The organism is Ruthenibacterium intestinale (genome assembly GCF_040096265.1).
In the GTDB taxonomy this organism is placed as follows: domain Bacteria; phylum Bacillota; class Clostridia; order Oscillospirales; family Ruminococcaceae; genus Ruthenibacterium; species Ruthenibacterium komagatae.
Map to the genome: position 1 here is coordinate 1 of NZ_JBBMFA010000079.1, position 26,281 is coordinate 26,281.

26 protein-coding genes are annotated in these 26,281 nt (G+C 61.7%); 15 read left to right on the forward strand and 11 right to left on the reverse strand.

Annotated elements, in window-relative coordinates; all coding sequences use genetic code 11:
• Positions 1–177: 177 nt before the first annotated feature.
• The 7 genes from WMO24_RS06060 (at position 178) to WMO24_RS06090 (ending at position 7,929) form a co-directional block, all read left to right on the forward strand.
• Positions 178–765 carry a TetR/AcrR family transcriptional regulator gene (locus WMO24_RS06060; RefSeq protein WP_349215418.1) on the forward strand — a complete coding sequence of 196 codons (588 nt, stop codon included), beginning with the start codon at positions 178–180 and terminating at the stop codon, positions 763–765.
• A gap of 10 nt (positions 766–775) precedes the next feature.
• The gene (locus WMO24_RS06065; protein ID WP_349215419.1) at positions 776–2,326 is read left to right on the forward strand and encodes a phytoene desaturase family protein; all 1,551 of its coding nucleotides are present in this window, start codon (positions 776–778) and stop codon (positions 2,324–2,326) included.
• A gap of 1 nt (position 2,327) precedes the next feature.
• Positions 2,328–3,488, forward strand: coding sequence for a 2Fe-2S iron-sulfur cluster-binding protein (locus WMO24_RS06070; protein WP_349215420.1), 1,161 nt, complete (start codon positions 2,328–2,330; stop codon positions 3,486–3,488).
• Between the two features lie 15 nt (positions 3,489–3,503).
• Positions 3,504–5,555: an oxidoreductase gene (locus tag WMO24_RS06075; RefSeq protein WP_349215421.1), complete on the forward strand. Its 2,052-nt coding sequence runs from the start codon at positions 3,504–3,506 to the stop codon at positions 5,553–5,555.
• A gap of 55 nt (positions 5,556–5,610) precedes the next feature.
• Positions 5,611–5,805 (forward strand): hypothetical protein, encoded by a 195-nt coding sequence (locus WMO24_RS06080; RefSeq protein ID WP_349215422.1) that lies wholly within the window; start codon positions 5,611–5,613, stop codon positions 5,803–5,805.
• Between the two features lie 6 nt (positions 5,806–5,811).
• Entirely contained in the window at positions 5,812–6,495 is a 684-nt protein-coding gene (sfsA, locus tag WMO24_RS06085; protein WP_349215423.1) for a DNA/RNA nuclease SfsA, read from the forward strand.
• Positions 6,496–6,591: 96 nt separating this feature from the next.
• Entirely contained in the window at positions 6,592–7,929 is a 1,338-nt protein-coding gene (locus tag WMO24_RS06090) for a sodium-dependent transporter (protein WP_349215424.1), read from the forward strand.
• Positions 7,930–7,989: 60 nt separating this feature from the next.
• Here WMO24_RS06090 and WMO24_RS06095 read toward each other — a convergent pair whose 3' ends face one another.
• The 4 genes from WMO24_RS06095 to WMO24_RS06110 form a co-directional block, all read right to left on the reverse strand.
• Positions 7,990–9,156, reverse strand: coding sequence for a MalY/PatB family protein (locus WMO24_RS06095; RefSeq protein ID WP_349215425.1), 1,167 nt, complete (start codon positions 9,154–9,156; stop codon positions 7,990–7,992).
• Between the two features lie 18 nt (positions 9,157–9,174).
• Complete coding sequence (locus tag WMO24_RS06100; protein ID WP_349215426.1) at positions 9,175–9,324, reverse strand: hypothetical protein; 150 nt, start codon at positions 9,322–9,324, stop codon at positions 9,175–9,177.
• Positions 9,325–10,611: an APC family permease gene (locus WMO24_RS06105; RefSeq protein ID WP_349215427.1), complete on the reverse strand. Its 1,287-nt coding sequence runs from the start codon at positions 10,609–10,611 to the stop codon at positions 9,325–9,327.
• A 236-nt stretch (positions 10,612–10,847) separates the two neighbouring features.
• Positions 10,848–11,363 carry a MarR family winged helix-turn-helix transcriptional regulator gene (locus tag WMO24_RS06110; protein WP_349215428.1) on the reverse strand — a complete coding sequence of 172 codons (516 nt, stop codon included), beginning with the start codon at positions 11,361–11,363 and terminating at the stop codon, positions 10,848–10,850.
• A 209-nt stretch (positions 11,364–11,572) separates the two neighbouring features.
• On the opposite strand from WMO24_RS06110, the gene WMO24_RS06115 reads away from it, so the two are divergent.
• From WMO24_RS06115 to WMO24_RS06140, 6 genes are all read left to right on the forward strand, one after another.
• Positions 11,573–12,037, forward strand: a complete 465-nt coding sequence (locus tag WMO24_RS06115; RefSeq protein WP_349215429.1) for a low molecular weight protein-tyrosine-phosphatase — start codon at positions 11,573–11,575, stop codon at positions 12,035–12,037.
• Between the two features lie 13 nt (positions 12,038–12,050).
• Entirely contained in the window at positions 12,051–13,589 is a 1,539-nt protein-coding gene (gene cls, locus WMO24_RS06120) for a cardiolipin synthase (protein WP_349215430.1), read from the forward strand.
• 251 nt (positions 13,590–13,840) lie between these two features.
• The gene (locus WMO24_RS06125; RefSeq protein WP_349215431.1) at positions 13,841–14,476 is read left to right on the forward strand and encodes a helix-turn-helix transcriptional regulator; all 636 of its coding nucleotides are present in this window, start codon (positions 13,841–13,843) and stop codon (positions 14,474–14,476) included.
• Positions 14,477–14,542: 66 nt separating this feature from the next.
• On the forward strand, positions 14,543–16,084 hold the full coding sequence (locus WMO24_RS06130) for an AbgT family transporter (protein ID WP_349215432.1): 1,542 nt from the start codon (positions 14,543–14,545) through the stop codon (positions 16,082–16,084).
• Positions 16,085–16,106: 22 nt separating this feature from the next.
• Positions 16,107–17,351 (forward strand): M20 family metallopeptidase, encoded by a 1,245-nt coding sequence (locus tag WMO24_RS06135; RefSeq protein WP_349215433.1) that lies wholly within the window; start codon positions 16,107–16,109, stop codon positions 17,349–17,351.
• Positions 17,341–17,808, forward strand: coding sequence for a RidA family protein (locus tag WMO24_RS06140; RefSeq protein ID WP_349215434.1), 468 nt, complete (start codon positions 17,341–17,343; stop codon positions 17,806–17,808). The genes WMO24_RS06135 and WMO24_RS06140 overlap by 11 nt, the downstream gene beginning before the upstream one ends.
• A gap of 59 nt (positions 17,809–17,867) precedes the next feature.
• On the opposite strand, the gene WMO24_RS06145 is transcribed toward WMO24_RS06140, so the two are convergent.
• The 6 genes from WMO24_RS06145 to WMO24_RS06170 are packed head-to-tail and all read right to left on the reverse strand — an operon-like array spanning position 17,868 to position 23,615.
• Positions 17,868–18,224: a DUF1667 domain-containing protein gene (locus WMO24_RS06145; protein ID WP_349215435.1), complete on the reverse strand. Its 357-nt coding sequence runs from the start codon at positions 18,222–18,224 to the stop codon at positions 17,868–17,870.
• Positions 18,221–19,486, reverse strand: a complete 1,266-nt coding sequence (locus WMO24_RS06150; protein WP_349215436.1) for an NAD(P)/FAD-dependent oxidoreductase — start codon at positions 19,484–19,486, stop codon at positions 18,221–18,223. Before WMO24_RS06150 ends, WMO24_RS06145 begins: the two co-directional genes overlap by 4 nt.
• The gene (locus WMO24_RS06155; RefSeq protein WP_349215437.1) at positions 19,476–20,927 is read right to left on the reverse strand and encodes an NAD(P)/FAD-dependent oxidoreductase; all 1,452 of its coding nucleotides are present in this window, start codon (positions 20,925–20,927) and stop codon (positions 19,476–19,478) included. The genes WMO24_RS06150 and WMO24_RS06155 overlap by 11 nt, the downstream gene beginning before the upstream one ends.
• 24 nt (positions 20,928–20,951) lie before the next feature.
• Entirely contained in the window at positions 20,952–21,602 is a 651-nt protein-coding gene (locus tag WMO24_RS06160) for an HAD family hydrolase (RefSeq protein ID WP_349215438.1), read from the reverse strand.
• Positions 21,603–21,613: 11 nt separating this feature from the next.
• Complete coding sequence (gene yiaK, locus WMO24_RS06165; RefSeq protein WP_349215439.1) at positions 21,614–22,618, reverse strand: 3-dehydro-L-gulonate 2-dehydrogenase; 1,005 nt, start codon at positions 22,616–22,618, stop codon at positions 21,614–21,616.
• Between the two features lie 19 nt (positions 22,619–22,637).
• Complete coding sequence (locus WMO24_RS06170; protein WP_349215440.1) at positions 22,638–23,615, reverse strand: LacI family DNA-binding transcriptional regulator; 978 nt, start codon at positions 23,613–23,615, stop codon at positions 22,638–22,640.
• A 191-nt stretch (positions 23,616–23,806) separates the two neighbouring features.
• Here WMO24_RS06170 and WMO24_RS06175 point away from each other — a divergent pair, with 191 nt between their 5' ends.
• Entirely contained in the window at positions 23,807–24,724 is a 918-nt protein-coding gene (locus WMO24_RS06175) for a hypothetical protein (protein ID WP_349215441.1), read from the forward strand.
• On the opposite strand, the gene WMO24_RS06180 is transcribed toward WMO24_RS06175, so the two are convergent.
• A complete protein-coding gene (locus WMO24_RS06180; RefSeq protein ID WP_349215442.1) occupies positions 24,688–25,260 on the reverse strand; it encodes a TetR/AcrR family transcriptional regulator C-terminal domain-containing protein in 573 nt (190 codons plus the stop codon). The genes WMO24_RS06175 and WMO24_RS06180 overlap by 37 nt on opposite strands.
• Before the next feature lie 72 nt (positions 25,261–25,332).
• Here WMO24_RS06180 and WMO24_RS06185 point away from each other — a divergent pair, with 72 nt between their 5' ends.
• Positions 25,333–26,232 (forward strand): glycosyltransferase family protein, encoded by a 900-nt coding sequence (locus WMO24_RS06185; protein WP_349215443.1) that lies wholly within the window; start codon positions 25,333–25,335, stop codon positions 26,230–26,232.
• Positions 26,233–26,281 lie beyond the last annotated feature (49 nt).

Sequence of the window (26,281 nt, forward strand, 5' to 3'; positions counted from 1 at the left end):
TGCAAGCAAATTGCTTGCAGGACCGCTCTTTGCATTTCATGCGTCAAAATTCCGGGGCTTCACCGCCGTTTTCTTATGTCACCCCGGCTTTCGCCTGCTTTTTTTGTTGCATTTTTCCCGGAAACAGGGTACAATGAAGCTGTAAATATAACAACTGTTATTTTTAAGGAGACCGCCATGCCCCGAGCGCGCATTTCAAAACAGGATATTCTCAAGGCCGCGGCCCGGGTGATCCACCAGCGGGGCGAACATGCGCTGTCCGTGCGCAGCATCGCCGCGGAGCTGGGCTGTTCCACGCAGCCGCTGTACTCCCAGTTCGGCAGCCAGGAGCAGCTGCAGCAGGCGCTGGTGGAATACATTCGGGACACCTACCTGCAGTTCCACTGCACCAGCTACAAGGAGTTCGGCCAGAATTTTCTGGCCTTCGCCCAGCGGGAGAGCGAGCTGTTCCGCTTTTTGTATCTGCGGCGGCGCGCCCCCGGCGAGCGGCTTCTGGACGACGCCAACTTTGACAAAACGGTGGAGCTGCTGGCCCGCAACCTGGAGATGAGCCCCCGGCAGGCCACGGAGATGCACCTGCAAATGCAATACCATTGTTACGGACTGGGGGTGATGATCGCCACCGGTTACCGCGCCATGAGCGACGAGGAGATCAGCGACGATCTGCGGGAGTTTTACTCCATCATGCTGCGTCACTACAAACAGGCCGCCAGTGAAGAGGAGCTGCAATACTGGATGGCCCGTTCGCGAAATCTGATTCTGTGAGGAGGTTCTTATGGAAAAACACACTGTAAAACCCTACGACGTAGTGGTCATCGGCGCCGGAAACGGCGGTCTGGCCGCTGCCATCCGCGTGCTGCAGGGCGGGTATTCCTGCCTGGTTCTGGAGCAGCACAACCTGCCCGGCGGCTTTGCCACCAGCTTCAAGCGGGGCCGGTTCGAATTTGAGGCCAGCCTGCACGAGCTGAACGACTTCGGCTCGCCCGACCAGCCCGGCGACATCCGCACCCTGTTCCGGGACCTGGGCGTAGAGGACAAAATCGACTGGATCCGCATTCCCGAAGCCTATCATCTGATCACCACCGACAAGCAGTACGACTGCGAGATGCCCTTCGGCATTGAGGCGTTCATCGACAAAATGGAGCAGTACGTGCCCGGCTCCCGCAAGTCCATGACGGAGTTCTTCGAGCTGTGCAACGAGGTGCGGGACGCCCAGACCTACTCCAACTCGGTCAACGGCAACACCGATTCCTCTTATATGAAAGAGCACTTCCCCAATTTCATCAAGGCGGGCAGCTACTCGGTCAATGAAGTGCTGGACGCGCTGCACATGCCCAAAAAGGCGCAGGACATTCTGAACGCCTACTGGTGCTATCTGGGCGTGGACTGCGACCGCATGAGTTTTCTGCACTACGGCTCCATGGTGATCCGCTACATCACCCGGGACGCCTGGATGCCGAAAATGCGCTCTCACGAGATCAGCCTGGCGCTGGACACCCGCATCCGGGAACTGGGCGGCGACATCTGGTACCTGTCCCCGGCGGAGAAGATCCTCACCGACGACGAAAACCGCATCCGCGCCGTGCGCCTTTCCGACGGCACCGAGATCCCCACCCGCCACGTGATCGCCAACTGCTCGCCCCATCTGGTGTTCGGCAAAATGCTGGAAGAAAAATCCGTCACCGAGCAGATGGTGCGCGCCACCAACGCCCGCACCTTCGCGGGCCGCGGCTTCACGCTGTTCCTGGGCCTGAACAAATCGGCCGAAGAACTGGGCATCAAGAGCCACAACTATTTTATTTACGACACCGCCGATTCCGTGAAGCAGTACGACATGATGCGCAAGGTGGACACCAACCACGTGCAGGCCACCGTGTGCCTGAACAACGCCTATCCCGGCTGCTCGCCCGAAGGCACCTGCATGATGTACTTCACCACCATGTTCATGTCCGACGACTGGGGCAACGTGTCCGAGACCGATTACTTCAAGGCCAAGGACCGGGTGGCCGACGACATGATCCGCGTGTTCGAGCGCGAGACCGGCTGCGCCATCCGGGACGCCATCGAGGAGATCGCTGTGGCATCCCCCACCACCTACGCCCGTTACTGCGGCCATCCCCAGGGCGTGATCTACGGCTATGAGACTGCCGACTGGGACAGCCTGATGCCCCGCATGATGATGATGAAGGAAGATGCCCAGCTGTTCCCGGGCCTGCGGTTCGCGGGCGGGTACGCCATGCGTTCCAGCGGGTACTCCAGCGCCTACGTGTCCGGCGATCTGTCCGGCCGGCAGACCGTGGGCGATTTGAAACGGGAGGTGCGATAAGATGAAATTCAAAAAACAACTGTTCGGATTCCAGGATATGCTGCGCTTTAAAAAGCTGGTGCCCAACCGGCGCGCGGCGCTGGCGGCCGGGCCCGACACCCCGCTGCCCAAAAGCTACCGCACCAATGAACTGGCCCACCGCCTGCACCCGGGCTACATGGAAGTGGAGCTGACCGCCGTGCGGCCTTTGAGCGCCAACATGACCGAGCTGACCTTCCGCCGGGTGGACGAAACGGCGTTCCCCTTCTTCCGGGCGGGGCAGTACGTGTCCCTGCAGGCCGAGGTGGACGGCAGCCTTGTGAGCCGCCCCTACTCCATCGCCTCCAGCCCCCGGGACGCGCTGGCAGGCAAGCTGGTGCTGGGCATCGAGCGCGCGGGCTTCTTCTCCGAATATCTGTGCACCCGCGCCAAACCCGGTGACCGGATGCGCATGACCGAGCCCTCGGGCGAGTTCCACTACGAGACCCTGCGGGACAAACACCGCATTGTGGGCATCGCCGGCGGCAGCGGCATCACCCCGCTTCTGTCCATGGCCCGCAGCATGGCCGAAGGCGATGAAGACTACGAGATGACCCTGTTCTACGGCGCCCGGGACACCCGGCACCTGGCCTATTCCGCCGAGCTGGCGGACCTGGCCGTGAAGGGCCTGCGGGTGGTGCAGGTGCTCAGCGACGAGGAAAAAGACGGCTACGAGCACGGCTTCATCAGCGCGCAGCTGATGGAAAAGTACGTGGATCTGACCGACGTCACCTTCTTTTTGTGCGGGCCTCAGGCCATGTACAACTTTGTGCTGAAAGAACTGGAGCCCTATCACCTTCCCCTGAAGGCGGTGCACAAGGACGCCACCTGCTGCGGCGCGCTGAATCTGGAAGCGCCCCGCACCTTCCGGCTGACCGTGCACATGCGCGATGCGGTGCACACCGTGGACGCCCGGGAGGACGAGACCCTGCTGGCAGCCATGGAGCGCGCCGGACTGGACGCCCCCAACAAATGCCGCGCGGGCGGCTGCGGGTTCTGCCACAGCAAATGGCTGAAGGGCGAATTCCGCATTGCGGACGGACGGGACGGCCGCCGGGAGGCGGACCGGAAGTTCGGGTTCATTCACCCCTGCGTCACCTATCCGCTGAGCGATCTGGAGATCGACGTACCGGTGGCGGAATAAAGAGGAGGAGTTTCGATGGAGCAACAATACGAGGCACTGTTCACCCCCTGGAAAATCGGCAACGTAGAGATCAAAAACCGCATTGTCATGTGCCCCATGGGCGGCACGTCCCTGTTCGGCTGGATGGAGCCCAACCACTTTGACAAGGTGGCGGCGGAATTCTTTCTGGAGCGGGCCAACAACGACGTGGGCCTGATCATCCCGGGCATCGCGCCTTTGCGGGACACCATCGGCGGCCGCTGGCTGTACCAGAACCCCCGCATGTTCCGCCAGCTGAAACCCTACATGGACACCTTCCACAAAACCGGGGCCAAGCTGTTCGTGCAGCTGACCGCGGGCTTCGGCCGCAGCTTCGCCATCACCGAGGCGCTGTCCGTGCTGCTGCGCAACAAGGCGCTGGGCACGCTGGCCAAACCCATTGTGGACGCGTCCTACATCTGCGCGTCCCCCAGCCCCCTGCCCTCCCGCTGGGCCGAGGACGTGATGTGCCGCCAGGTGACCAAAGAAGAGATCCATCAGATGGTGGAGGCCTTTGCCAAAACGGCCAAGCTGTGCAAAGAGGCCGGTGTGGACGGCGTGGAAGTGCACGCCGTGCACGAAGGCTACCTGATGGACCAGTTCACCCTGCCGTACACCAACTTCCGCACCGACGAGTACGGCGGCAGCTTTGAAAACCGGTACCGCTTTGCGGTGGAGACCGTGCAGGCCATCAAAGCCGCCTGCGGCAAGGACTTCCCGGTGTCCCTGCGGTATTCCGTGGTCAGCAAGACCAAGGGCCTGTGCAGCGGCGCGGTGCCCGGCGAGGAGTACACCGAAGTGGGCCGCGACATGGCCGAAAGCGAAAAGGCCGCCCGCTATCTGCAAGAGGCCGGCTATGACATGCTCAACGCGGACAACGGCACCTACGACGCCTGGTACTGGGCGCACCCGCCCCAGTACATGCCCCAGAACTGCAACCTGGACGACGTGGCCCACATCCGCAAATTTGTGGACATTCCGGTGGTGTGCGCCGGCCGCATGACCCCCGAGGCCGCGGCCGAGGCCATCGCGGACGGCCGCATCGACGCCATGGGCGTGGCCCGGCAGTTCCTGGTGGACGGCCAGTGGGTGCGCAAGCTGCGCGAGGGCCGCACCCAGGATATTCAGCCCTGCATCTGCTGCCACAACGCCTGCTTCCCCCTGGCCCACTACAAGGGCGTGGCCAACGACGAGACCTTTGAGGACGCCAGCCACATGGCCCGCTGCGCGCTGAACCCTGCCACCATGCAGGGGCACAAGTTCGACATTGTGCCCGCGCGCACCCCCAAGAAGATCGCGGTCATCGGCGGCGGCATCGGCGGCATGGAAGCCGCCCGCATCGCCACGCTGCGGGGCCACCACGTGACCATTTACGAAAAGAGCCATCAGCTGGGCGGTGTGTTCGTGGCGGCCGCCGCGCCCGACTTCAAGGAGAAGGACAAAGAGCTGATCGCCTGGTACCGCCGCCAGATCGAAGCGCTGAAGATCCCTGTGGTCTACGGAACGGAGATCACCGACGCCTCGGCGCTGGACGCGGACGAGATCATTGTGGCCACCGGCGCCAAGGCCAGGACCCTGCCCCTCAAGGGCGGCGAGCGCGCCATGGACGCGGTGGACTACCTGCTGGGCAAAGAGACCGGCGAGCAGGTGCTCATCATCGGCGGCGGCCTCAGCGGCTGCGAGATCGCCTATGACCTGTTCCGCAAGGGCAAAAAGCCCGTGATCGTAGAGGCCAAAAACGATTTGATGGCCGTGCGCGGCCTGTGCCTGGCCAACTCCTCCTATCTGCGGGACTTCTTCCAGTATCAGAAGGTGCCCGTGTATCTGGAGAGCACCGTGGCCGAGATCCGGGAGAAAGACGCGGTCATCCGCGGCAAGGACGGCACCCTGACCACGGTCCCCGCGGACAGCGTCATCCTGTCGGTGGGCTATACCCCCGCCCCGGCCCTTCCCGCCGGCCGGCACGTGCATGTGATCGGCGACGCGTGCAAGGTGGGCAACCTGCGCACGGTGGTGTGGCAGGCCTGGAGCGTAGCCGAAAAGCTGTAACCATTTCCAAGGCCCCGTGACCCGGGGCCTTTTTTCTCCGGAAAGGAAGAGACCCATGAACAAGAGTTTTGAGCAGGCGGCCGCCGCGCTGGGGCCGCAGAAAACCGCGCAGCTGGCCCGGCTGATCTGGGAGCGCCGGCCCCTTCCGGCCAACCTGACCGAGGACGAGAAGATCTTCTGTCTGGGCCTGAGCCTGTACGAAGAATACGAAGACCGGGACGCCATCCGCGCCTGGCTGAACGAGGAGTGAATCCCCATGCGCTATGAACGCATCCGACCCGGGCGGTTTCTGGACCGGCCCAACCGGTTCATCGCCCACGTGGAAGTGGACGGCACCGTACAGGTGTGCCATGTGAAAAACACCGGCCGCTGCAAAGAGCTGCTGCGCCCCGGGGCCACGGTCTACGTGGAGGGGGCGGCGCCCGGCAGCGCGCGCAAAACGCAGTTCGACCTGGTGGCCGTGGAAAAAGGGCCGCTGCTCATCAATCTGGACAGCCAGGCCCCCAACCGGGCCGCCGGGGAATTTCTGCGGGCCGGGGGTCTGTTCGGCCCGCCGGCACTGGTGCGCCCCGAGACGAAATGGGGCACCTCCCGCTTTGACTTTTACGTGGAGGCCGGCGGCCAGAAGATCTTTGTGGAAGTGAAGGGCGTCACGCTGGAGCAGGACGGGCTGGCCCTGTTCCCCGACGCGCCCACCCAGCGGGGCGTCCGGCATCTGGAAGAGCTGGCCGCCTGCCTGCAGCAGGGGTACCGGGCGGCCGCGCTGTTTGTGATCCAGATGAAGGGCGTGCGCGCCTTTGCCCCCAATGAAGAGACCCACCCCGCCTTTGCCGCGGCCCTGCGCAGCGCCCGGGACGCGGGCGTGGCGCTGTACGCCATGGACTGCCGCGTGCAGCCCGATTGCATGGAGCTGGACGCGCCCGTTCCCATTCTTTTATGACAAAAAACGCCTTTTCTCTGGCCTATGGGACAAAAGCGTGCTACAATAGAAGTCCTACCGGTTTTTCCGGACATTCTTTTGTTGTGAGGACACGCTATGAAACACGAACACCGCCGCAATCAGTGGACCAGCCGTCTGGGCTTTGTTCTGGCCACCGCCGGGGCCGCCATCGGCCTGGGCAATCTGTGGAAATTTCCGTATCTGATGGGCCGCAACGGAGGATTCTCCTTCCTGATCGCCTATCTTGTTTTCGTTCTGGTGCTGGGCATTCCGGTCATGATGCTGGAAATGAGCCTGGGCCGCCATACCGGCAAGGACCCGGTTTCCAGCTATCGCCAGGTGCACCCCAAGGCCGGCATCACCGGTCTGTTCGGCGTGCTGGCCGCCTTCATCATTCTCAGCTATTACAGCGTCATCGGCGGCTGGCTCATCAAATATCTGGTCAGCTATGCCACCACCTTCACCGCCCCGGCGGACTTCAACGCCTTCATCGGCAGCTGGGAGGCCGTGTTCTGGTTCTTTCTGTTCCTGGGGGCCACGGTGCTCATCTGCCTGAAGGGCGTGCACGGCATTGAAAAGGTCAGCAAGATCATGATGCCGCTGCTGTTCATCCTGCTGCTGATCATCATCGTCCGCAGCGTGACGCTTCCCGGCGCCATGGACGGGCTGCGCTTCATCTTCGTGCCGGAGCAGGCGTCCTTCAGCCTGTCCTCCATCAGCGCGGCGCTGGGGCAGGTGTTCTACTCCCTCAGCCTGTGCATGGGCATCACCATCACCTACGGCAGCTACCTGCCCAAAGGGGAAAACATTCCCAAAAGCTGCGCCAACGTAGCCGTCATGGACACGCTGGTGGCGGTGCTGGCGGGCATTGCCATCTTCCCCGCGGTGTTCGCCTTCGGTCTGGCGCCCGGCCAGGGCCCCAGCCTGATCTTCGGCACGCTGCCCAAGGTGTTCGGCTCCCTGGCGGGCGGTCCGGTGTTCGCGGTGGCGTTCTTTATCCTGATCCTGTTCGCGGCCGTCACCAGCGCCATCGCCCTGCTGGAAGTGGTGGTCTCCTACACGGTGGGCAACTGGGGCTGGCCCCGGCGCCGTGCGGTTCTGGTCATGGGCCTGCTCATTTTCCTGCTGGGCATTCCCAGCAGCCTTTCCTTCGGCCCTCTGGCGGACTTCAAGATCGCCGGCTACAACTTCTTTGATTTTGTGGGGGTCCTCACCGACAACATCCTTCTGCCTGTGGGCGGCATTCTCATGTGCTGGTTCTTGGGCTGGAAGTGGGACCTCAACATTCTGGCCGACGAAATGGAAGACGGCTGCCCCGGCTTCCGTCTGCGCCGGATCTGGATCCGCTGCATCCGTTATCTGACGCCCGTTCTGGTGCTGATCGTCACCATCACCGGCTTCATCAGCATTTATCAGACCGTGTTCGGCGGCTGAGCAAACAATACAAAAGCGGCCCCCGGGCGATGGCCTGGGGGCCGCTTTCTGTTCTTTCTGTTATCCTTTGGCGATCTCCCGCACAATGCGGTCGCAGGCCTCCTGGATGTTCTCCCGGGAAGTGGCCAGGTTCATGCGGGCAAAGGCCTCGTGCCGGCCGCCGCCGAACCAGGCGCCGTAGTCCATGGCGATGCGGCAGCGGTCCTGCAGCAGGTGCTTCACATCCTGCTGGGTCTTGCAGTACGCGCCGAAATCCATCCACGCCAGATAGGTTCCTTCCAGTTCCGTGAGTTTGATCTCCGGGCAGTCCGCCGCCAGGCGCTGTTTCAGATAGGCAAAGTTGCCGTAGATCTGCTGCAGCACTTCCTCAAGCCACGCCGCGCCGCCCCGCAGGGCCGCCTCGGTGGCAATGTGGCCGAACCCGTTCACATCGTCCAGCGCCATCTGCGCCAAAAAGGTGGAGAAGCTCTCCCGCATCTGCGGGTTGGGAATGATGATGAAGGAGTTCTGCACCGCGGCCAGGTTGAAGGTCTTGCTGGCCGCCGCCATGGTGATGATGCCGTCCTCGTAGTCGCCCACGGTGGCGGTGGTCACTTTTTTGCGGCCCAGCGCAGGATTGACGATGTCCTGATGGATCTCGTCGGAGACGATCACCACGCCGTGACGCTTGCAGATGGCCACCACCTGCTCCAGCTCCTCACGGGTCCAAACACGGCCCACCGGGTTGTGGGGGTTGCAAAGAATATACAATTTGACGTTGTTTTTCACAATGTCTTCTTCAAACCGGTCGTAATCGAACTCGTAGAACATGCCGGTTTTTTTCAATTCGCACTCCACCAGCCGGCGCTCGCCGCTGTTTTTTACCGCGTTCATAAACGGGTAGTACACCGGCGTGGACACCATCACGCTGTCGCCCGGCGCGGTCAGGGTGCGCACCGCCCAGTGCAACGCGGGCACAATGCCCGGCGTAACGCAGATCCACTCCTTGCGCACCTGGTAACCGTGGCGCTCTTTTTCCCATTGCATCACTGCCTCAAAATAGGAATCCGGTGTGCTGAAATAGCCCAGCGGCGCGTCGATGTACGCATGCAGCGCCTTGGTCACACAGGGCGGAGAGGGAAAATCCATATCCGCCACCCACATGGCCAGCAGATCCGCGTCTCCAAATTCCTTCTTCAAGCCGTCCCATTTGTAGGAATGAGTTCCGAGCCTGTTCACGTATTCCATGTTTTCGCCAGCTTTCTGTTATTTTTTCGCAGCATTCTTTTCGTCCTGTTTTTTGTAATACGCCTGGAACGCATAATAAGCGGGAATGCCCGTCAGCGGAATGATGAATCCGGCCACAGTGGACGGGTCCCACACAAAGTTGACCACCAAAATCACGAAGTAGCACAATCACACCAGAATCGGCACCACCGGATAGCCGGGCACCTTGTAGGGCCGCTCCAGATCGGGGTATTTTTTGCGCAGCACGATCACGCCGAACACCGCCAGCATGAAATAGATGCCGTTGTACAGCACGATGATGTTCACCAGGTTCTGGAAGCTGGTGACAAAGCAGTAGAAGATCATCATGGCAAGAATGTACAGGCTGGCCGCCACGGGCTGGCCGCTTTTCTTGCTCAGCTTTCCGCAGGCGGCGAACCAGCGCCGGTCGCGGGACATGGCGTAGATCTCGCGGGGATACACCAGAATGCAGCTGTTCAGCGAGCCGATGACCGAGCAGATGATGGCGATGGTGATGACCGTGGCCGCGCCCTTGCCGAACAGAATGCCGATCACGTCGTAGGTCACGTTTTCCGATGCGATGATGTCCTCAATGGGAACGATGCGCATCACGCCCAGGTTGAACAGCAGATACAGCACCGTGATGCCCACGATGGTGACTACCATGACCCGGGACAGGTTTTTCTTGGGGTTCTCCAGCTCGCCGCCCATGTGGCAGATGGAGTTCCAGCCGTCAAAGCACCACAGTACCGCCACAACGGAGCAGGCCAGCGCGGGCAGCACCGCGCCCTCGCCGGTGGTGTTGGTAAAGGTGATGGGGTCGCCGGTATTCTGGCCCAGCACAAAGCAGGCGATGATTACGCCCAGAATGGCAATGACCTTCACAAACAGCAGCACCGTGGAAATGATGCTGCCGCCCTTGGCGCCCAGCAGGTTCAGCACCGTCAGCACCACGCAGATGCCCGACGCCAAAAACGAGATCTGAAGCGAAGAGAAGCCGCCAAACAGCGTGCCGATGTAGGTGGCGCCCACCATGGCAATGGCCGCGTTGCCCGGAATGCCGATCAGAGCGTCCGACCAGCCCATGGTAAAGCCCAGCAGCGGCGACGCCTTGCCGTAGGTGCGGGTCAGATAGACATAAGTACCGCCGTTGGCCGGCATGATGCCGCCCAGCTCTGACAGACACATGGCCGCGCCCAAAACGATCAGGCCGCCCAGAATCCACGCCAGAATGGCCACTCCCGCGTTTCCGTGTGAATAGTCCAGCACGTACGAACCCGTGTAGAAAATGCCGGACCCGATGATCAGACCGCCCATTACGCCGACCGCCCGGCCGAAGGACAAGGTTCGTTTTACTTCCGATTCTCCCGAGGACAGCGCCTCAATGGATTGCCGCTCACTGATTTTTCTTCCGTCATTGGTTTCCCTTCCTTTCTGAATCCAACTGTTCCTCACACGATCGAGCCCCGGTTTTTCGCCTCCCTTGCAAATGGTTTAACAGTTAAATCATTTCACCTTATATATACGCTTCATCCCGGCACTATGTCAAGAAGTTTTCTCACTTTCTCCAAAATATCCATTTTATATCTGCTATTTCTGTGCATATTTTCTTCTATTTTGTTTAGTTATTTAATCATTTTCGCAAAAAAAGAAAGGCGATGCGCAGCACCCGCATCGCCTTTTACAGAAAATCAAAACAATTTCAAATACGCATCCAGCACCTTGAAAAACGCATCCACCTCTTCGATGGTGCAGCTTTTCAGCAGATCGCGCTGGGTCTGCATAATGTCCACGTTGTCGTACATTTTATGGGCCGTGCTCAGCTTTTCGCCTTCCTCGGTAACGTACAGATGAATGATCTTTGCGTTGTTCTCATCCCGGCGGCGGAAAACCAGCCCCTTTTTCTCCAGCTTGGTGACATTCTGCGAAACCGCGCCCTTGGTGCGCGACCACATTTTGGACAGCTCGCTCACCGTGATGCCCGGCGCGTCGGCAATCATGGTCAGGGTGTGCACCTCCACCATGTTGATGAGAAGGCCCGTGCCGTAATCTCTGGGCTCGTTGATGTACGCATCGTACACGGTCACAAAGGAATACACAAGGTCCGCGCGCGGGCTGAGCTGCGCATACATTCTGTCAATTTCCGCTTTGTTGTCAAACTGCCCCACGCCTGTATCCCTCCGGTTCTCCGTTGCCTGTGCATCCATTTTAGCATGAACGCCCGCAAACCTCAAGAGACGCGGCCGCCGCCATGCGTGGGGAAAGCCCGCACCTCAAATGCTGCGAACCTTTGCTTTTTCCTGTTTGGGACGGAATACCCAACGCACATCCCTCTTCCGGTTGTCAGAGTGCGGCAGCTTTTGTATAATAAAAGACAAACAATGTTTCCAGATATTTGAGAAAGGACTCCAACAGGATGATTCGAATTTTATTCATGTGCCACGGCAACATCTGCCGCTCTCCCATGGCGGAGTTTGTTTTTCGCGACATGGTCCGGCGCCGGGGCCTTTCGGACCAAATGGAAACCGCCAGTGCCGCGCTGCACCGGGACGCCATCGGCTGTCCGCCCCATCGGGGCACCCGGGAAAAACTGGCCGGGGCCGGCATCTCCACAGCCGGCAAGGTCGCGGTGCTGGCCCGGCGGGAGGACTACGAACGCTACGACTATCTGATCGGCATGGACGAGGCCAACCGGGCGGATATGCGCCGCCTGTTCGGGCCGGACCCCCGTGGAAAAATCCACCTCCTGCTGGATTTCACGTCTCATCCCCGGGACGTGGCCGACCCCTGGTACACCCATGACTTCGAGGCAACCTGGCAGGATGTCAACGCGGGCTGTGACGCGCTGCTGACACACATTCTCGCGCACCCCGCCCCATAAAAAGGAGTTCTTCATGAAAAAAGTTCTGCAATTTTTATGCGGCCGCATTTTCATCACCGGAATCCTGCTGCTGGTGCAGCTGGGCTGGTTCACGCTGTTTCTGATGAAGCTGACCCGCTACTCGGTTCTGTTCAGCGGCTTTTTCGGCGTGCTGAGCATTCTCATCGTGCTGTACCTCATCGGCAGCGACGACAACCCGGCCTATAAGATCGGCTGGATCATCCTCATCATGGCTTTGCCGCTGCTGGGCGGTCTTCTGTACCTGCTCATGGGGAACAAGCGCCCCTCGAAACCGCTGAAACGGCAGCTGATCCCTGCCCAGCAGGCGCTGGAACCCACGCTGCGGCAGGACCCGGAGGTGCAGGACGCACTGAAACAAACCGACCCCCGGGCCGAAGGACTGAGCCGCTATCTGCAGAGTGCGGGCGGTTGGCCCGTGTATCGGGATTCCGACGTGCGCTATTATCCGGTGGGCGAGGCCATGTATCAGGACATGCTCTGTGCGCTGGAGAGCGCGCAGCACTTCATTTTTCTGGAATACTTTATCATTCAGCCGGGGAAAATGTGGGATTCCATTCTGGAGATCCTGACCCGCAAGGCCGCCGAAGGCGTGGATGTGCGCCTGATCTACGATGACATGGGCAGCCTGTTCCTTCTGCCGCAGAGCTTTCCCCGGGACATGGAGCGCCGCGGCATCCGGTGCCTGCCGTTCAACCCGTTCATCCCGGTTCTCTCCCTGATCATGAACAACCGGGACCACCGCAAAATTCTGGTGGTGGACGGGCACACCGCCTTCAACGGCGGCATCAACCTTTCGGATGAATACATCAACGAGACCCATCCCCACGGCCATTGGAAGGACACGGGCGTGCGGGTGCATGGCCCGGCCGCCTGGAACCTGACCGCCATGTTTCTGAGCATGTGGCACGCCTTCCGCAAGGAGGACGCGCTGGAAGACGTGCGCCGCTTTTTCCCGCAGACCTTTCATCCGCAGCCTTTTTCGGGCGAAGGATTTGTGCAGCCCTTCGGCGATTCGCCTCTGGACGGCGAGGCCCTGGCGGAAAACGTATACATCGACATTCTGTCCCAGGCCAAGCGTTACGTCTACATTTTTACGCCGTATCTCATCATCGACGACATCATGAAAACCGCTCTGTGCTCCGCGGCCAAGCGGGGCGTGGATGTGCGGATCGTGACCCCCGGTGTTCCGGACAAGAAGATCGTGTACCGACTGACCCGTTCGCACTACATGCCGCTGCTGAAAGCGGGCGTGCGCATTTTTGAATACGCGCCGGGCTTTATTCACGCCAAAAGTTACGTGGCCGACGACGAAACGGCGGTCATCGGCACCATCAACATGGATTACCGCAGCCTGTACCTGCATTTTGAATGCGGCACATACCTGTACCGCTGCCCCGCGGTGATGGACCTGAAAGCGGATGCGCTGGACACGCTGGCCAAAAGCCGCGAAGTGCAGCTGAGCCGCATCCACCACACGGCGGTGGGCGCGCTGCTGGACGCCGTGCTGCGGCTGGTGGCACCGTTGTTCTGACCGCGCCGCCCCATCATCAAATTTCTGCGATGCCTTTTCTCCCGTACCCTGACAAAAAGTTTGAAGGGGCCGGTCAAGTTCTGCTGACTTGACCGGCCCCTTTTCGTACGCATTTGGCAGGCTGCCTTTTGTCAAAATTCTGAAAAAAGAATCGTTTCTTTGTGAAAATCACAAATTGACAATCTGCTTTTCCTGTTATTAAAATAAAATTATTAAGATTACCAAAAAATTTTTTAGTTTGGAGATTGGTCATGAAAACGCTGACAGAAGAAATGTCCACCTTAACACGCATCGCCAAAGGCATCGCCGCGCAGTTTGGAAAGGACTGCGAAGTTGTGCTGCATGATTATACACAAAGTTATGAGAGTACCATCGTTCTGATTGAAAACGGACATGTGACCGGCCGGAAAGTGGGCGACTGCGGCACCAACCTCGGCCTGGAAGTGCTGCGCGGAACGGTCTCGGACGGAGACCAGTACCGCTACATCACCCAGACAAAAGACGGCAAGATCCTGCGCAGCACCTCGATCTATCTGCGAGACGAAGAGGGAAAAGCCATCGGCGCACTGTGCATGAACTGGGATCTGACCGAATTTTATGCGTGCAACAGCGCCTTAAAGGACATTCTGGAAACGGAAACCGGCGCCGTGGAGGAAGTAATTACCAACGATGTAAGCGAACTTCTGGACGCACTGATTCAGGATTCCGTCCGCTACGTGGGCAAGCCTGTGATCAGCATGACCAAGGAAGACAAGATCAAAGGACTGAAATATCTGGATGACAAGGGCGCTTTCCTGATCAAGAAAGCCGGGGACAAAATCTCAAAATTTTACGACATTTCAAAATACACTCTGTATAATTACCTGGAACAGAGCACGGAACTTTGATGCTTGCAGGCCGAGTGCACCGGCCTGTGACCGCATAAAAAACAAAATCATGAGGAGGTCTTACACGTGTCATCGAAAAGTTTGGTAAAAGAAAAGGGCGGAGGTTTCCTGGGCGCTGTGGAGCGCATCGGAAACAAACTTCCGCACCCTGTTCTGCTGTTCATCTATTTTGGCGCCATCGTAATGGTTTTATCCTTCATTGGATCAAAGCTCGGATGGTCGGCTGTTCACCCTGTGGACGGAACCGAATACCAGGTGTTCAACCTGATCAGCAAAGAGGGCATTGCCAAGATTTTCACGCAATTTTCCGCAAACATCAAAAGCTTTTCTGCCCTGATTGACCAGATGGTCGTTCTTCTGGGTCTTTCGCTGCTGGAAGGAACGGGCCTTGCAAGTGCGTTCCTCCGCCGCTATTTCCTCAAAATGCCGCAGAAATTCCTCACGTTTGCCATCGTTTTCATTTCTGTGGCTTCCAGCGCTGCATCCGATGCAGGCTTTATGATTCTTCCTCCGCTGGCCGCCATGCTGTTCCTGTCCACGGGGCGCAACCCGATCGCAGGACTTGTGGCCGCCTACGGTTCCGTCGCAGCGGGCTTTTGTGCAAGCCCTCTTATTAGTATAGTGGAAGTGGTAGGATTTGGCAATACTCAAAATGCGGCCCAAATCCTCGACCCGTCCATTGTTCTGCCGGTCACCGGAAACTATTATTTCACGCTGGCATGCAGCATTCTGCTTCCCATCACCTCGTTCTTTGTGACGCTGAAAATCGTGGAGCCGCGCCTGGGCAAATACGTTCCGGAAAGCCCTCTGAATGACGTGGCCGTCAACACCAGCGTCTCCGAGCAGGAGAGCAAAGGTCTGCGCGCCGCGGGCATTGCCCTGGTCATTTACCTGATCGTCATCGCCCTGATGACGCTGCCTCCCAACGCCATTCTGCGCAATGCGGAAACCGGCGAACTGCTGGACAGCCCGTTCATGAGCAGCATCATCCTGATCGTCAGCGGTGCTTTCTTCTTCCCGGGCGCAGCCTTCGGCTACGCTTCCGGCGTGGTGAAAAACCACAAAGACGTGATCAACATCATGACCAACTCCTACGCCTCTCTGGCGGGATACATTCTGGTGGCCATTTTCGCCGGCCAGCTCATCCAGTACTTTGCCTGGACGAATCTGGGCGTCATCAGCGCCATCAACGGTGCGGAAATTCTGGAAAAATCCGGCATTCCCGTGTTTGCGCTTCTGGTGATCACCGTTCTGTTCACCTGCCTTCTGAACTTCGTCATGCCCTCTCATGCGGCCAAGCTGGCTCTGATCGGGCCCATTCTGGTTCCGCTGTTCATGATGCTGGGCGTCAGCCCGGAAGCCACCTATCTGGCTTATCGCATCGGCGATTCCATCTCCAACGCGATCACGCCCATGATGGCTTACTTCGTGCTGATCCTCGCCTGGGCACAGCGCTATAAAAAGGACGTGGGCATGGGTACCCTGATGGCCAATCTGCTGCCGTATTCCATGTCTTACATGGTCGTTTACCTGATCCTCATGGCGGTGTGGTACTTCCTGGGCCTGCCGCTGGGCCCCGGCGCCTCCTTCTCTTATGTAATAGGCTGATTCCGGCGGAAAGGAGACTGCCATGAACCTTGACGAATTGTTTTGTGAAAAAGAACTGATTGAATGGACGCAGAAGCTGATCTCCATTCCCAGCCACACGGCCCTGCCCGGCCGGGAGCGGGAGATTGCCGGTTTCCTTGCGCAGCTGCTGGAGCAGGAGGGCATCGAATGCCGGCTTCAGCCGGCGGACGGGGACCGCTGCAACGTCATTGCCACGCTGCACGGCGACGGCAGCGGCCCCAGCCTGATGCTGAACGGGCACATGGACACTGTGCCCGTAGAAGGCATGGACGACCCCTTCGGCGCACAGATCCGGGACGGCATTCTGTACGGCCGCGGCGCGGCGGACATGAAAAGCGGGCTTGCCGCCATGCTTTACGCTTTTGTTCTGGTCCATCGAAGCGGGCTTCCTCTGCGCGGCGACGTGGTTTTCGCCGGTGTGATTGACGAAGAAGCTGCCAAAAGCACCGGCTCCCGCGTGATCGCCCAGCAGGGCCCCCACACAGATTTTGCCATTGTGGGCGAACCCACGGCGCTGTTCCCTGTAATTGCGCACAACGGCATCGATTACTTCGAGATTCGCTTCCACGGAAAATCCGCCCATTCCAGCCGGCCGGAAAACGGGGCCAACGCCATTTATGCAGCGGCGGATTTTGCCCGGTACATCCGGGACGTGCTGGCGCCCCTGTACAAGAGCAAAGTGCACCCGCTGGTTGGGTCGGCCGCTATCAATGCCGGGCTCATCCAGGGCTGCGCGCATATCAACCGCGGTTTTCTGCTGGGCACGGACGAGACGTTCGCAGGCGTTGTTCCCGACGAGACCTCTCTGTTTGTGGACGTGCGCTGGACGCCCGACCAGACCATCGAAGAGGTCACGTTGCAGCTGGAACAGGCGGCCGAACAGGTGCGCAGTGCCAACCCCGGCGTAGACGTGCAGGTGCACTACATTCCTCTTCCCCGCCCCGCGATGGAAATTTCCGCAGAATCGTGCCTTGTAAAATCCATGGTCAAAAACATTTCCGCTTTGTCACCGCAGACCGCACAGCCCCAGGGAGTGACTTACTTTGCGGACTCGGGCATTCTGTCCGGGGTGGGAAAGATCGCTTCCATGATCTTCGGCCCCGGCGACATCGCAGTGGCGCACAGCCCCGGCGAATGTGTGGAAGTGGAGCAGATCTGCAAGGCCGCCCGCATCTACGCGCAGACTATCGTGGATGTCTGCTGTCATTCATCCCGGAATACGAAAGGGGAAAACCATGAACGCTGAACAGATTTTAAAAGAAAAATACGGGCTGGAAATTCCGGCCCCGCCCAAGCCGGGCGGAATCTACTCTCCCGCGTGCCGCACCGGAAACCTGCTGTATCTCTCCGGGCAGACCTGCACGGAAAACGGTGTTCCCAAATTCACGGGCACCGTGGGAGACACGCTCACCATTGAGGAAGGCCAGAAGGCCGCCCAGCTGTGTGCGCTCAACCTGCTCTCGGTTTTGAAAGCCGCGCTGGATCAGGACCTGAGCCGGGTGCGCCGTATTGTCCAGCTGATCGGCTTTGTTCGCTGCCAGCCGGACTTCTGCGACCAGCCTCAGGTCATCAACGGTGCGTCCCAGCTTTTCAAGGACCTGTTCGGAGAGGACGGCATGCCCTCCCGCATGGCGCTGGGGACCAATGCACTTCCCGGCGGCGCCGCCGTGGAAATTCTGCTGGTGGTGGAAATTACCGATTGATCTGTGTTACAACAAAAACGCCGGGCTGCGGGGATTCCCGCAGTCCGGCGTTTTGTTTTTCAATCTTCCCGTTTCATGGCCCGGGTGGTGATAAAATCCACCCCCGTGCCCAAAATGTCCCGCACCACCGGAACGTGCGCTTCCACCGGGGCCTGCAGGCACACCGCGTCCAGCAACGCCATGGCCGCAAACACGTCCTTTTTCGGAATGGGGCCGCTGGTTTTCACCGGAATGCGCCGGTGCGTTCCCCCTTCGATGCGCACCGTGGACGTGACCACGCGGGTGGGCGCGACGCACTCGGCTTTTCCGTACTCCGCACCCCGGGGGCAGCTGTTTCCCGTGACCGCCCAGTCGTGCTCCTCATCTACTTTCAGCCGGCACCCCTTGGGGCACACAATGCAAGTCAGCTCTCTCATGGCGTCTCCTCCTGTACTTCCACCACCAGCGCCTGCTCCGCGTCCGCTTTATCCAGCAGCACCCGGGGCACCGCGATGCGCTCCATCTCGCCGGGGGCCATGCGGTCCCGGGCAAACCGGGCCAGCACCTGTTCGCCGCTGCGCACCTGCACCCGGGCGGGGCCGAACATGCGCGTCACACGGAAGAACACCTCGGCGTTTTTCTCCACCTGCGAAAGCCGCAGCTTCTGGGGCACGGTGTAGCGCACACCCTGGCCCGCCTGCAGCTCCAGCACCGGCCCGGCCTGACCGGCGCTGCCCTGCACAAACGCCGCGGACGCGCGGCCCGCGCGCTCGCTTTCCGCAGAGACAAAATCCACCAGGTCGTGCACATGGACCACATTGCCGCAGGCAAACACGCCGGGAATGCTGGTCTCCATATTCTCCCAGACCTGTGCGCCGCCGGTGCGCGGGTCCATCTGTGCGCCCGCCTGCCGGGTCAATTCGTTTTCCGGGATCAGCCCCACACTGAGCAGCACCGTATCGCAGTCGAACACACGCTCCGTACCCGGCACCGGGGTGCGGTTCTCGTCCACCTGCGCCACGGTCACCTGCTCCACCCGGCCGCTGCCCCGGATGTCCGTGATGGTGTGGGACAGATACAGCGGAATGTTGAAATCTTCCAGGCACTGCACAATATTTCGGGTCAGCCCGCCGGGATGGGGCATCACTTCCACGCAGGCCAGCACCTGCGCGCCCTCCAGCGTCATGCGGCGTGCCATGATGAGCCCGATGTCGCCGGAGCCCAGAATGACCACCCGGCGGCCCACCATGTAGCCCTCCATGTTCAAAAAACGCTGGGCCGCGCCCGCGGTGAACACGCCCGCGCACCGGGACCCCGGCAGCGCGATGGCTCCGCGGGTCCGCTCGCGGCAGCCCATGGCCAGCACCACGCTGGCCGCCTCATACTCCCGGTATCCGTCCCGGGGATTGATGCAGCACACCCGCCGGTCGGGCGTGACTTCCAGCACCATGGTGTCCAGCCGGGTCTCCACGCCCGTGCCCTCCAGCATGGCCAGATACCGCCCTGCGTACTCGGGACCGGTGAGCTCTTCCTGAAAACGGTGCAGGCCGAAGCCGTTGTGGATGCACTGGTTCAGAATGCCGCCCAGCTCCTTGTCCCGTTCCAGAATCAAAATGCGGGTCAGGCCCGCTTCCCGGGCGGCCTTTGCGGCGGCCAGACCGGCGGGCCCGCCGCCCACGACGATCAGATCATACTTCATTGTGGCCGCCTCCTGTCTTTGTCTCGCCCGTGAGCACCTGCGTGCCGGGCCCGTCCATCAGCACCTCGGTGGGGTCCACGCCCAGCTCCCGGGCCAGAATGGCCTGCACCCGGGGACCGCAGAACCCGCCCTGGCAGCGGCCCATGCCGGCGTTGCACCGCCGCTTGACCGCGTTGACCGTGGTGGCCGGGATGACGCCGTGAACAGCGGCCACGATCTCGCCCTCGGTGACGGTCTCGCACCGGCAGATGACCCGCCCGTACCGGGGGTCCCGCCGGATCCACCGGTTCTTTTCCTCCGCGCTCAGCTCCCGGAACACCACATGCTCCCGGGTGTCGTCAAAATCCGCTTTCTCCTCGAGAGCCAGTCCTTTTTCCTGCAGCAGGCGCACCGCCTCCAGCCCGATGGCCGGGGCGGCCGTCAGGCCCGGCGACTTGATGCCCGCCAGATGGAAAAAGCCCGGGGCGGCGGGGTTTTCCCCAATGAGAAAATCGTCGGTATCCGCCGTGGCACGCAGCCCCGCAAAATTGCGAATATTTTCGCCAAAGCGCACGCCCGGCACGCTTTTGCGCGCTTTTTCCCGCACAAACGCAAGGCCCTGGGCCGAGCAGCCCACGTCCTCCCGGTCTTCCACCGGCTGCGCGTTGGGGCCAACGATCAGGTTGCCGTGGACCGTGGGCGCCACCAGCACGCCCTTGCCCTGCCGGTTGGGGCACTGAAACACCACATGGCGCACCCGGCTGCCCTCGCTTTTGTCCAGCAGCCAGTACTCGCCCCGCACCGGATGGATGCGGTAGCCCGGCGGCGCGATCAGGCTCTCCACCTGGTCCGCGTGGACGCCCGCCGCGTTGATCACGGTCCGGGCGCAAAACTCGCCCCGGGGCGTGGTCAGCGCATAGCCGCCCTCCACGGGGCGGATGGCGGTGACCGGATGCTCCAGATACAGCTCCACGCCGTTTTTCACCGCCGTCTCAGCCATGGCCAGCGCGTACTCCCAGGGGTTGACCACCGCGGCGGTGGGCGCATACAGCGCCGCTTTTACCTGGTCGGACAGCCCGGGCTCCACCGCCCGCGCCCCCGCGCCGGACAGCAGCGCCAGATCCGGCACGCCGTTTTCCACACCGCGGCGGTACAGCTCATCCAGTGTGCGGCACTCCTCTTCGGAAAAGGCCAGCACCAGACTGCCGGTGCGCCGGAACGGCACGTTCAGCTTTTGGCAGATCTCCGCGGCCTGGCGGTTTCCTTCCACGTTCAGCCGGGCCATCTGCGTGCCGGGGGCCGGGTCATAGCCCGCGTGGATAATGGCGCTGTTGGCCTTGGTGGTGGCATTGGCCACATCGTTGCTTTTTTCCAGCACCGCGAACCGGCCCCGGTACCGGGCAAGGCGGTAAGCCGCCGCCGCGCCCGTGATGCCGCAGCCGATGATGATGCAGTCGTACATACGGTTCCCTCCATCCTGTTTGGTTTAAAGAAGCTCCAGCAGCGGGATCACCTGATCCAGCGAAGGCACCACCCGGGCGCACAGAGCCCGCAGCGCCGGGTCCGGCTGGGTCAGGTCCGGCACCATCACCGGAATGCAGCCGGCCGCATGGGCCGCGGCGATGCCGTTGGGGCTGTCCTCCAGCACCATGCACGTTCCGGGGTCCAGCCCCAGCAGGCCCGCGGCCTTTAAAAACACGTCCGGATTGGGTTTTGGCCGCTCCACTTCCCCGCCGCAAACCGACGCGGCAAAATAGTCTTTCACACCCGCCCGGGTCAGATAGCCCCAGGCGGTGGGCCGGGTGGTGGACGTGGCCAGCGCCGCGGGGATGCCCCGGGCTTTCAATTCTTTCAGCAGCGGCAGCAGACCGGGCTTCACCGGCATGCCGTGCTGTTCGATCCAGCTGTCCGCATAGGCCAGCCGCACCTGCCGGGTCCGGTCGTAATCAAACCCGGGGCCGAACTCCCGCTGCAGCTTTGCCCGGGCCTCGTCGCCCATGCTGCCGCGCAGCGCCAGCAGAAATTCGTCCCGCGGCGCAAATCCCAGCTGGCGCCCGGCAAAGCGCCAGGCCTCCAGGCTCAGGCGCTCGGTGTCGAACATCAAGCCGTCCATATCGAACAAAACACCCTTGACCATGTGCGTCCTCCTCAGCGCTGCAGGCGCAGAATCTCGTCCCAGACGTCCGGGTCCACCGGAACGCCCAGCCGCCGGTTTTCCTCCCGAACGGCTCTCTCCCGCTGGCCGGGCACCCGGGGCGGACTGGCCGGGTCCTGAGGGGCGGCGCCGCACACAAAGTGCACCACCTGCTCCACCACCCGGTCCGTGTCGCCGCCCAGCGCTGCGGGGTCCATGGCCAGAAAGATCTGGCACAGGTCCGTCTCCTCGGGGCCTGCCCGGCCGATCTCCCCGGTGGTGCGCCCGCCCGAGAGCATGGCCGCCATCAAGTCCAGCATAACGGCCAGCCCGCTGCCCTTCCAGTATCCCATGGGCAGCAGCCGGCGGGTCTGTTCCACGGCGCCGGGGTCTGTGGTCAGCCGGCCCTGTGCATCCCAGCCGCCCGGCACAGGCAGCTGTTCGCCCCGGCGGCGGGCCTGCTCCAGCCGGCCGTAGGCAAACTGGCTCATGGCGCAGTCAAAAACCACATGTTCTGCGCCGCTGTGGGGCACTGCGATCACCAGCGGATTGTTGCCCGCCGAAGCTTCCACACTTCCCCAGGCGGGCATGTTGGGCATGGTGTTGGTCCAGCAAATGCCGATGCAGCCCCGGTCGGCCGCCTGCCAGCCGTACGTGCCGCCCCGCATCCAGTGGTTGGTGTTTTCCAGGGCCACCAGCCCCATGCCCTGCTCTTTGGCCAGGGCGCAGGCGCGCTCCATGGCCAGGTGCGCGTTGACGGTGCCCAGGCCCCGCCGGCCGTCCCACCGCTCCATGCAGCCGGTGCGCACCGTGCACACCGGGCGCACCTTCGGGTCCACAACGCCCCGGTCCACGGCGCCGATCAGCCGCGAAAAACGGTTCACGCCGTGGCTGTACACCCCGTCCACGCTGGACTGGGTGAAGATGCGGGCGGTCAGGGCGGCGTTTTCCGCCTCCGTGCCATGCTGCAGCAGGATCTGTTCCATCACGGTCTCCATGGTCTTTGCCGGAATGCGCATGATCGTCTCTCCTCTCTGTTCAGGTGCTCTGGCCCAGGGCCAGCTGCGGCTGGACCACCACGCTGGCCGGGTCCGCCCGGCCGCCGATCAGGCTCTCCAGCAGCTGCACGCTCATCAGGCCCACCATCTCGGGCTTGTTGTCCACGCTGGTCAATTCCGGCTCGCAGATGTGCGCGTACTCGGAATTGTTGTACCCGGTGACAGCCGCGTCTTCGGGCACCCGGACCCCGGCCCGCAGAAGGCCTTTCAAAACGCCCACAGCGGTCAGATCTTCCCCGCAGACCAGCGCCGTGGCCTTCTTCAGCTTCAAAAAGGCCTGGGCCGCCTCAATGCCGCCGGCCAGGGTGGGCTGGGTGTCCAGCATGCGCGGCGTCAGGCCGTGGCGGCTCATGGCCGCCAGATAGCCGTCGTATTTGCGGCGGGCGCTTTCGGTGTCCATGTCCCGCACGTACACAATGTCCTGGTGGCCCTTCTGCACCAGATGATCCACGGCCAGGCCCACGCCCAGGTGGTCGTCCACCAGCACCGAATAGGAGTTGGGCAGCTTCAGCCGGCCGTTGGCCACCACCGTGGGGGTGCGCACCAGCAGCTTTTTCAGGCGGCTTTCGGTGTTCAGGGCGCTGTGGGCCGATCCCACCAGGATCACCCCGTCCACCTGTTTTTCAATCACTGCTTCCAGATAGTGCATGCCGGCCTCTTTTGCCTCGCCGGTGTTGCACATGAGCACGTTGTAGCCCCGCCGGCTGCACTCGTGCTCAATGGCGTAGGCGGTGCGGGCGTAATGGGGCACCCGAACGTCCACCGTGAGCACCGCCACGGTCTTCATGCTTTTGGCCACCAGCCCCCGGGCAATGGCGCTGGGCACGTAGCTGTGCAGCGCCAGCACCGCCTCCACCTTCTGGCGGGTGGCGGGGCTGACGTTGTCCTTTCCGTTGAGTACCCGGGACACCGTGGTGATGGAGACCCCGGCCTCCCGTGCAATGTCGTAAATATTCATAGAAAACCCCCGCCCAAACAATATGAAACATTCATGAAAGAACTTTCATCCCCACTATATCGAAAAGCCTTTTTCCTGTCAACGGAATCGGTTTTGTTCCCACGTTTTGAACAAAAAAACCGATGTGTCCCTGTCTTTTTCACCAGCGTGCGCGTACAATGAAAGAAACGATGAAACGGGGGGATCGCCTTATGACGACCGAGCACGACGGCATGCGCGCCTGGGCCATGACGCTGGCCCATCGGGCCGTAAAGGATATAAAGCGGGACGGGTTCCGCCAGCTGCGAAGTTATGTGGACATGGGGGCGCTTTTAGCGCGCAGCCCGGGCCAGAAACTGTTCTTTTCCACGGCGCAGCGCCTGCTGGAAAAAGCGGACAGCGCCTACTGTCCGCTGGTGCAGCAGCTTCTGGAGGAAGTCGGTGAAAACCAGCTTTGCACACTGGCCGTCAACCTGGGGCTGGAAGCGCTGGCCGCGGGCGTGGTGGAACTGCGCCGCCAAAACGCGCCTGTCTGGCTGGAGTGCGTCCGGCTGGACGGCCCTTCGCAGGCCGCCGAATACCACCAGGCCGTGCTGCGGGCCCGGAAAACCGGCACCCGGCTGTTCTGTGCCGACTGCGCCGGGGCCGCAGCCGCGCAGGCGCTGCTGCGGCACGTCTCCTTTGACTGCCGGGAAAGCCTGTTCTTTCTGCGCATTTTTCCCGATGCTCTCACGCCCGAACTGGTCCGGGCGCTGCGCGCTGCGGAAAATGCCGTGCCCCTGCTGACGGTGCCCGAGGGCGCCGGGCCGGACAGCTGCGCCCGTGCCGCCCAGTGGCTGCGCAGCGAAAAATTGTTTTACGGAATGTTTTACCGCCTGCCCGACGGGGCAAAACTGGACACAGAGGCCGTGCGCGGCCTGGCCCAATGGACCCGGCTGTGCATTCTGTGGGCCGGCGGAGAGCGCGCCGGGGAAAAAGCCCTTCAAAAAGCAGTGAGCGCCCAGCGCAAAGCGCCGGACGCCCCCGTATTTCTGATGGATTGGCAGTCGGACAGCCGCGCCCTGGAAAAGTACATTTCCGCAGGGGCGTCGGTTCACTGGTCCGACTCCGGCGAAACGCTGCGCAGATAAGTGTTCAGCATCTCGCCGGATAAAATGCGGGTCAGGCAGTCCTCGTAGCGGGCCGCATCCTCCCGCATGCCCCGGGCGCACCAGCGCTCCAGCAGGCCCACGATGGTGGCCGCGAAAAACTCGCCTGCAAAAGCCGCGTCCTGCGGTTCCAGAGCGCAGGGGTTGCCGTCCAGCAAATGCTGCTGCACCACGCCGCTGAAGGTGTCGAACAGATATTCCCGCAGGGAGTTCTGCCCGTTGTAAGACATGGCGTTGCAGTAAAAGGCGCGGTTCTCCCGGAAGTACCGGCACAGGCCGCGCAGAATTTCCTGCCAGTTGTCCCGGTTGGGCGCCTGGGCCAGATAGGCGGCGCTCTCGGTGCGGAAGATCCAGGTCACCAGGTCGTATTTGTCCTGAAAGTGATAATAAAAGCTGTTGCGGCTCATCCCGCTTTGCAGCGCGATGTCCCCTACTGAAATTTCCTCCAGCGGCTTTTTCATCATCAATTGTTTCATGCTGTCGGCAAACAGCTGCTTGGTCTGCTGGGATGACGGCACGGTTCCACCTCATTTCAGTAATTTCTCAACAGTATATCTGTTTTTTCAACATTTTGCAACGAGGAGGCCCCCATGCGGATTCTGATCATCGGCTCTTCGGCGGCAGGGCTGGGCGCGGCCGAGGCTCTTTGCGCCCGGCTTCGCGCCCGGGGAGATACCGGCCGGATCTTGCCCCAGACGCAGCCGCGCGCCCTGGCGCGGGAGATCGCCGCCGGCCGGTGGGACGCGGTGACTGCGGTCCATCCCCGGGCGGTGCGCATGCTGCGGGCTCTGCGCCGCACCGGGCAGCTGGCCGTTCCCACGCTGGGGCTTGCAGCCGATTACCAGTGGTCGCCGGGCTGGGCCGGGTGCGATGCCTACGCCCTTGCACACCCGTCTCTGATCCAGGACGCGCTGCGGTCGGGCATTCCCGCCCGGGCGCTGCACGCCACCGGCGTTCCGGTGTACGGCGGGCCGGGGCTCGACCGCATCGACGCCCGCCGCGCGCTGGGCGTTCCCCGGGGCGGATGGCTGGTGCTGGCGCCCAATGCCCGGGGCGAGCAGATCGACGCGCTGCTGGACCTGCCGGACTTTCACCCCTGGGTCGCCGCAGTGTGTTCCGATGAAGAGCTTTCGGCGCGGCTGGCCCGCCGCTACGCCCGGCAGCCGCGGGTCCTGGTGCGCGGCGCACAGCAGCCTCTGGAACTGTGGCTGGACAGCTGCAATGTGCTGGTGGGCAGCGCGCATCCTCTGCTTCTGGCCCGGGCGGCCGCACGGCGCACCCCTCTGGTGCTGACCGGCGACGCACCCGGCGCCGCCCTGTTCGCGGAATGCGGAATGGCTCTGTCTGCCCGCACCCCCGGCGCAGCAGCCCGGGCCGCCCGCCTTTTGTGCCAGAACACCGGCCGCGCCCGTGCCATGCGCCAGGCACAAAGCACCTGGGCGGACCCCTGTGCCGCCGAGACGGTGTGCCGGCTGCTGGCCAGCCTTTGATTCTGTTTTTCAAACGCCCCTTTGCTTTGTTCGCAAAGTCTGTTATACT

Coding starts and splice junctions, on each gene's coding strand:
- WMO24_RS06060 (WP_349215418.1), top strand. CDS start 178: ATGCCCCGAGCGCGCATTTCAAAACAGGATATTCTCAAGGCCGCGGCC.
- WMO24_RS06065 (WP_349215419.1), top strand. CDS start 776: ATGGAAAAACACACTGTAAAACCCTACGACGTAGTGGTCATCGGCGCC.
- WMO24_RS06070 (WP_349215420.1), top strand. CDS start 2,328: ATGAAATTCAAAAAACAACTGTTCGGATTCCAGGATATGCTGCGCTTT.
- WMO24_RS06075 (WP_349215421.1), top strand. CDS start 3,504: ATGGAGCAACAATACGAGGCACTGTTCACCCCCTGGAAAATCGGCAAC.
- WMO24_RS06080 (WP_349215422.1), top strand. CDS start 5,611: ATGAACAAGAGTTTTGAGCAGGCGGCCGCCGCGCTGGGGCCGCAGAAA.
- sfsA (WP_349215423.1), top strand. CDS start 5,812: ATGCGCTATGAACGCATCCGACCCGGGCGGTTTCTGGACCGGCCCAAC.
- WMO24_RS06090 (WP_349215424.1), top strand. CDS start 6,592: ATGAAACACGAACACCGCCGCAATCAGTGGACCAGCCGTCTGGGCTTT.
- WMO24_RS06095 (WP_349215425.1), bottom strand. CDS start 9,156: ATGGAATACGTGAACAGGCTCGGAACTCATTCCTACAAATGGGACGGC.
- WMO24_RS06110 (WP_349215428.1), bottom strand. CDS start 11,363: ATGGATGCACAGGCAACGGAGAACCGGAGGGATACAGGCGTGGGGCAG.
- WMO24_RS06115 (WP_349215429.1), top strand. CDS start 11,573: ATGATTCGAATTTTATTCATGTGCCACGGCAACATCTGCCGCTCTCCC.
- cls (WP_349215430.1), top strand. CDS start 12,051: ATGAAAAAAGTTCTGCAATTTTTATGCGGCCGCATTTTCATCACCGGA.
- WMO24_RS06125 (WP_349215431.1), top strand. CDS start 13,841: ATGAAAACGCTGACAGAAGAAATGTCCACCTTAACACGCATCGCCAAA.
- WMO24_RS06135 (WP_349215433.1), top strand. CDS start 16,107: ATGAACCTTGACGAATTGTTTTGTGAAAAAGAACTGATTGAATGGACG.
- WMO24_RS06140 (WP_349215434.1), top strand. CDS start 17,341: ATGAACGCTGAACAGATTTTAAAAGAAAAATACGGGCTGGAAATTCCG.
- WMO24_RS06145 (WP_349215435.1), bottom strand. CDS start 18,224: ATGAGAGAGCTGACTTGCATTGTGTGCCCCAAGGGGTGCCGGCTGAAA.
- WMO24_RS06150 (WP_349215436.1), bottom strand. CDS start 19,486: ATGAAGTATGATCTGATCGTCGTGGGCGGCGGGCCCGCCGGTCTGGCC.
- WMO24_RS06155 (WP_349215437.1), bottom strand. CDS start 20,927: ATGTACGACTGCATCATCATCGGCTGCGGCATCACGGGCGCGGCGGCG.
- WMO24_RS06160 (WP_349215438.1), bottom strand. CDS start 21,602: ATGGTCAAGGGTGTTTTGTTCGATATGGACGGCTTGATGTTCGACACC.
- yiaK (WP_349215439.1), bottom strand. CDS start 22,618: ATGCGCATTCCGGCAAAGACCATGGAGACCGTGATGGAACAGATCCTG.
- WMO24_RS06170 (WP_349215440.1), bottom strand. CDS start 23,615: ATGAATATTTACGACATTGCACGGGAGGCCGGGGTCTCCATCACCACG.
- WMO24_RS06175 (WP_349215441.1), top strand. CDS start 23,807: ATGACGACCGAGCACGACGGCATGCGCGCCTGGGCCATGACGCTGGCC.
- WMO24_RS06185 (WP_349215443.1), top strand. CDS start 25,333: ATGCGGATTCTGATCATCGGCTCTTCGGCGGCAGGGCTGGGCGCGGCC.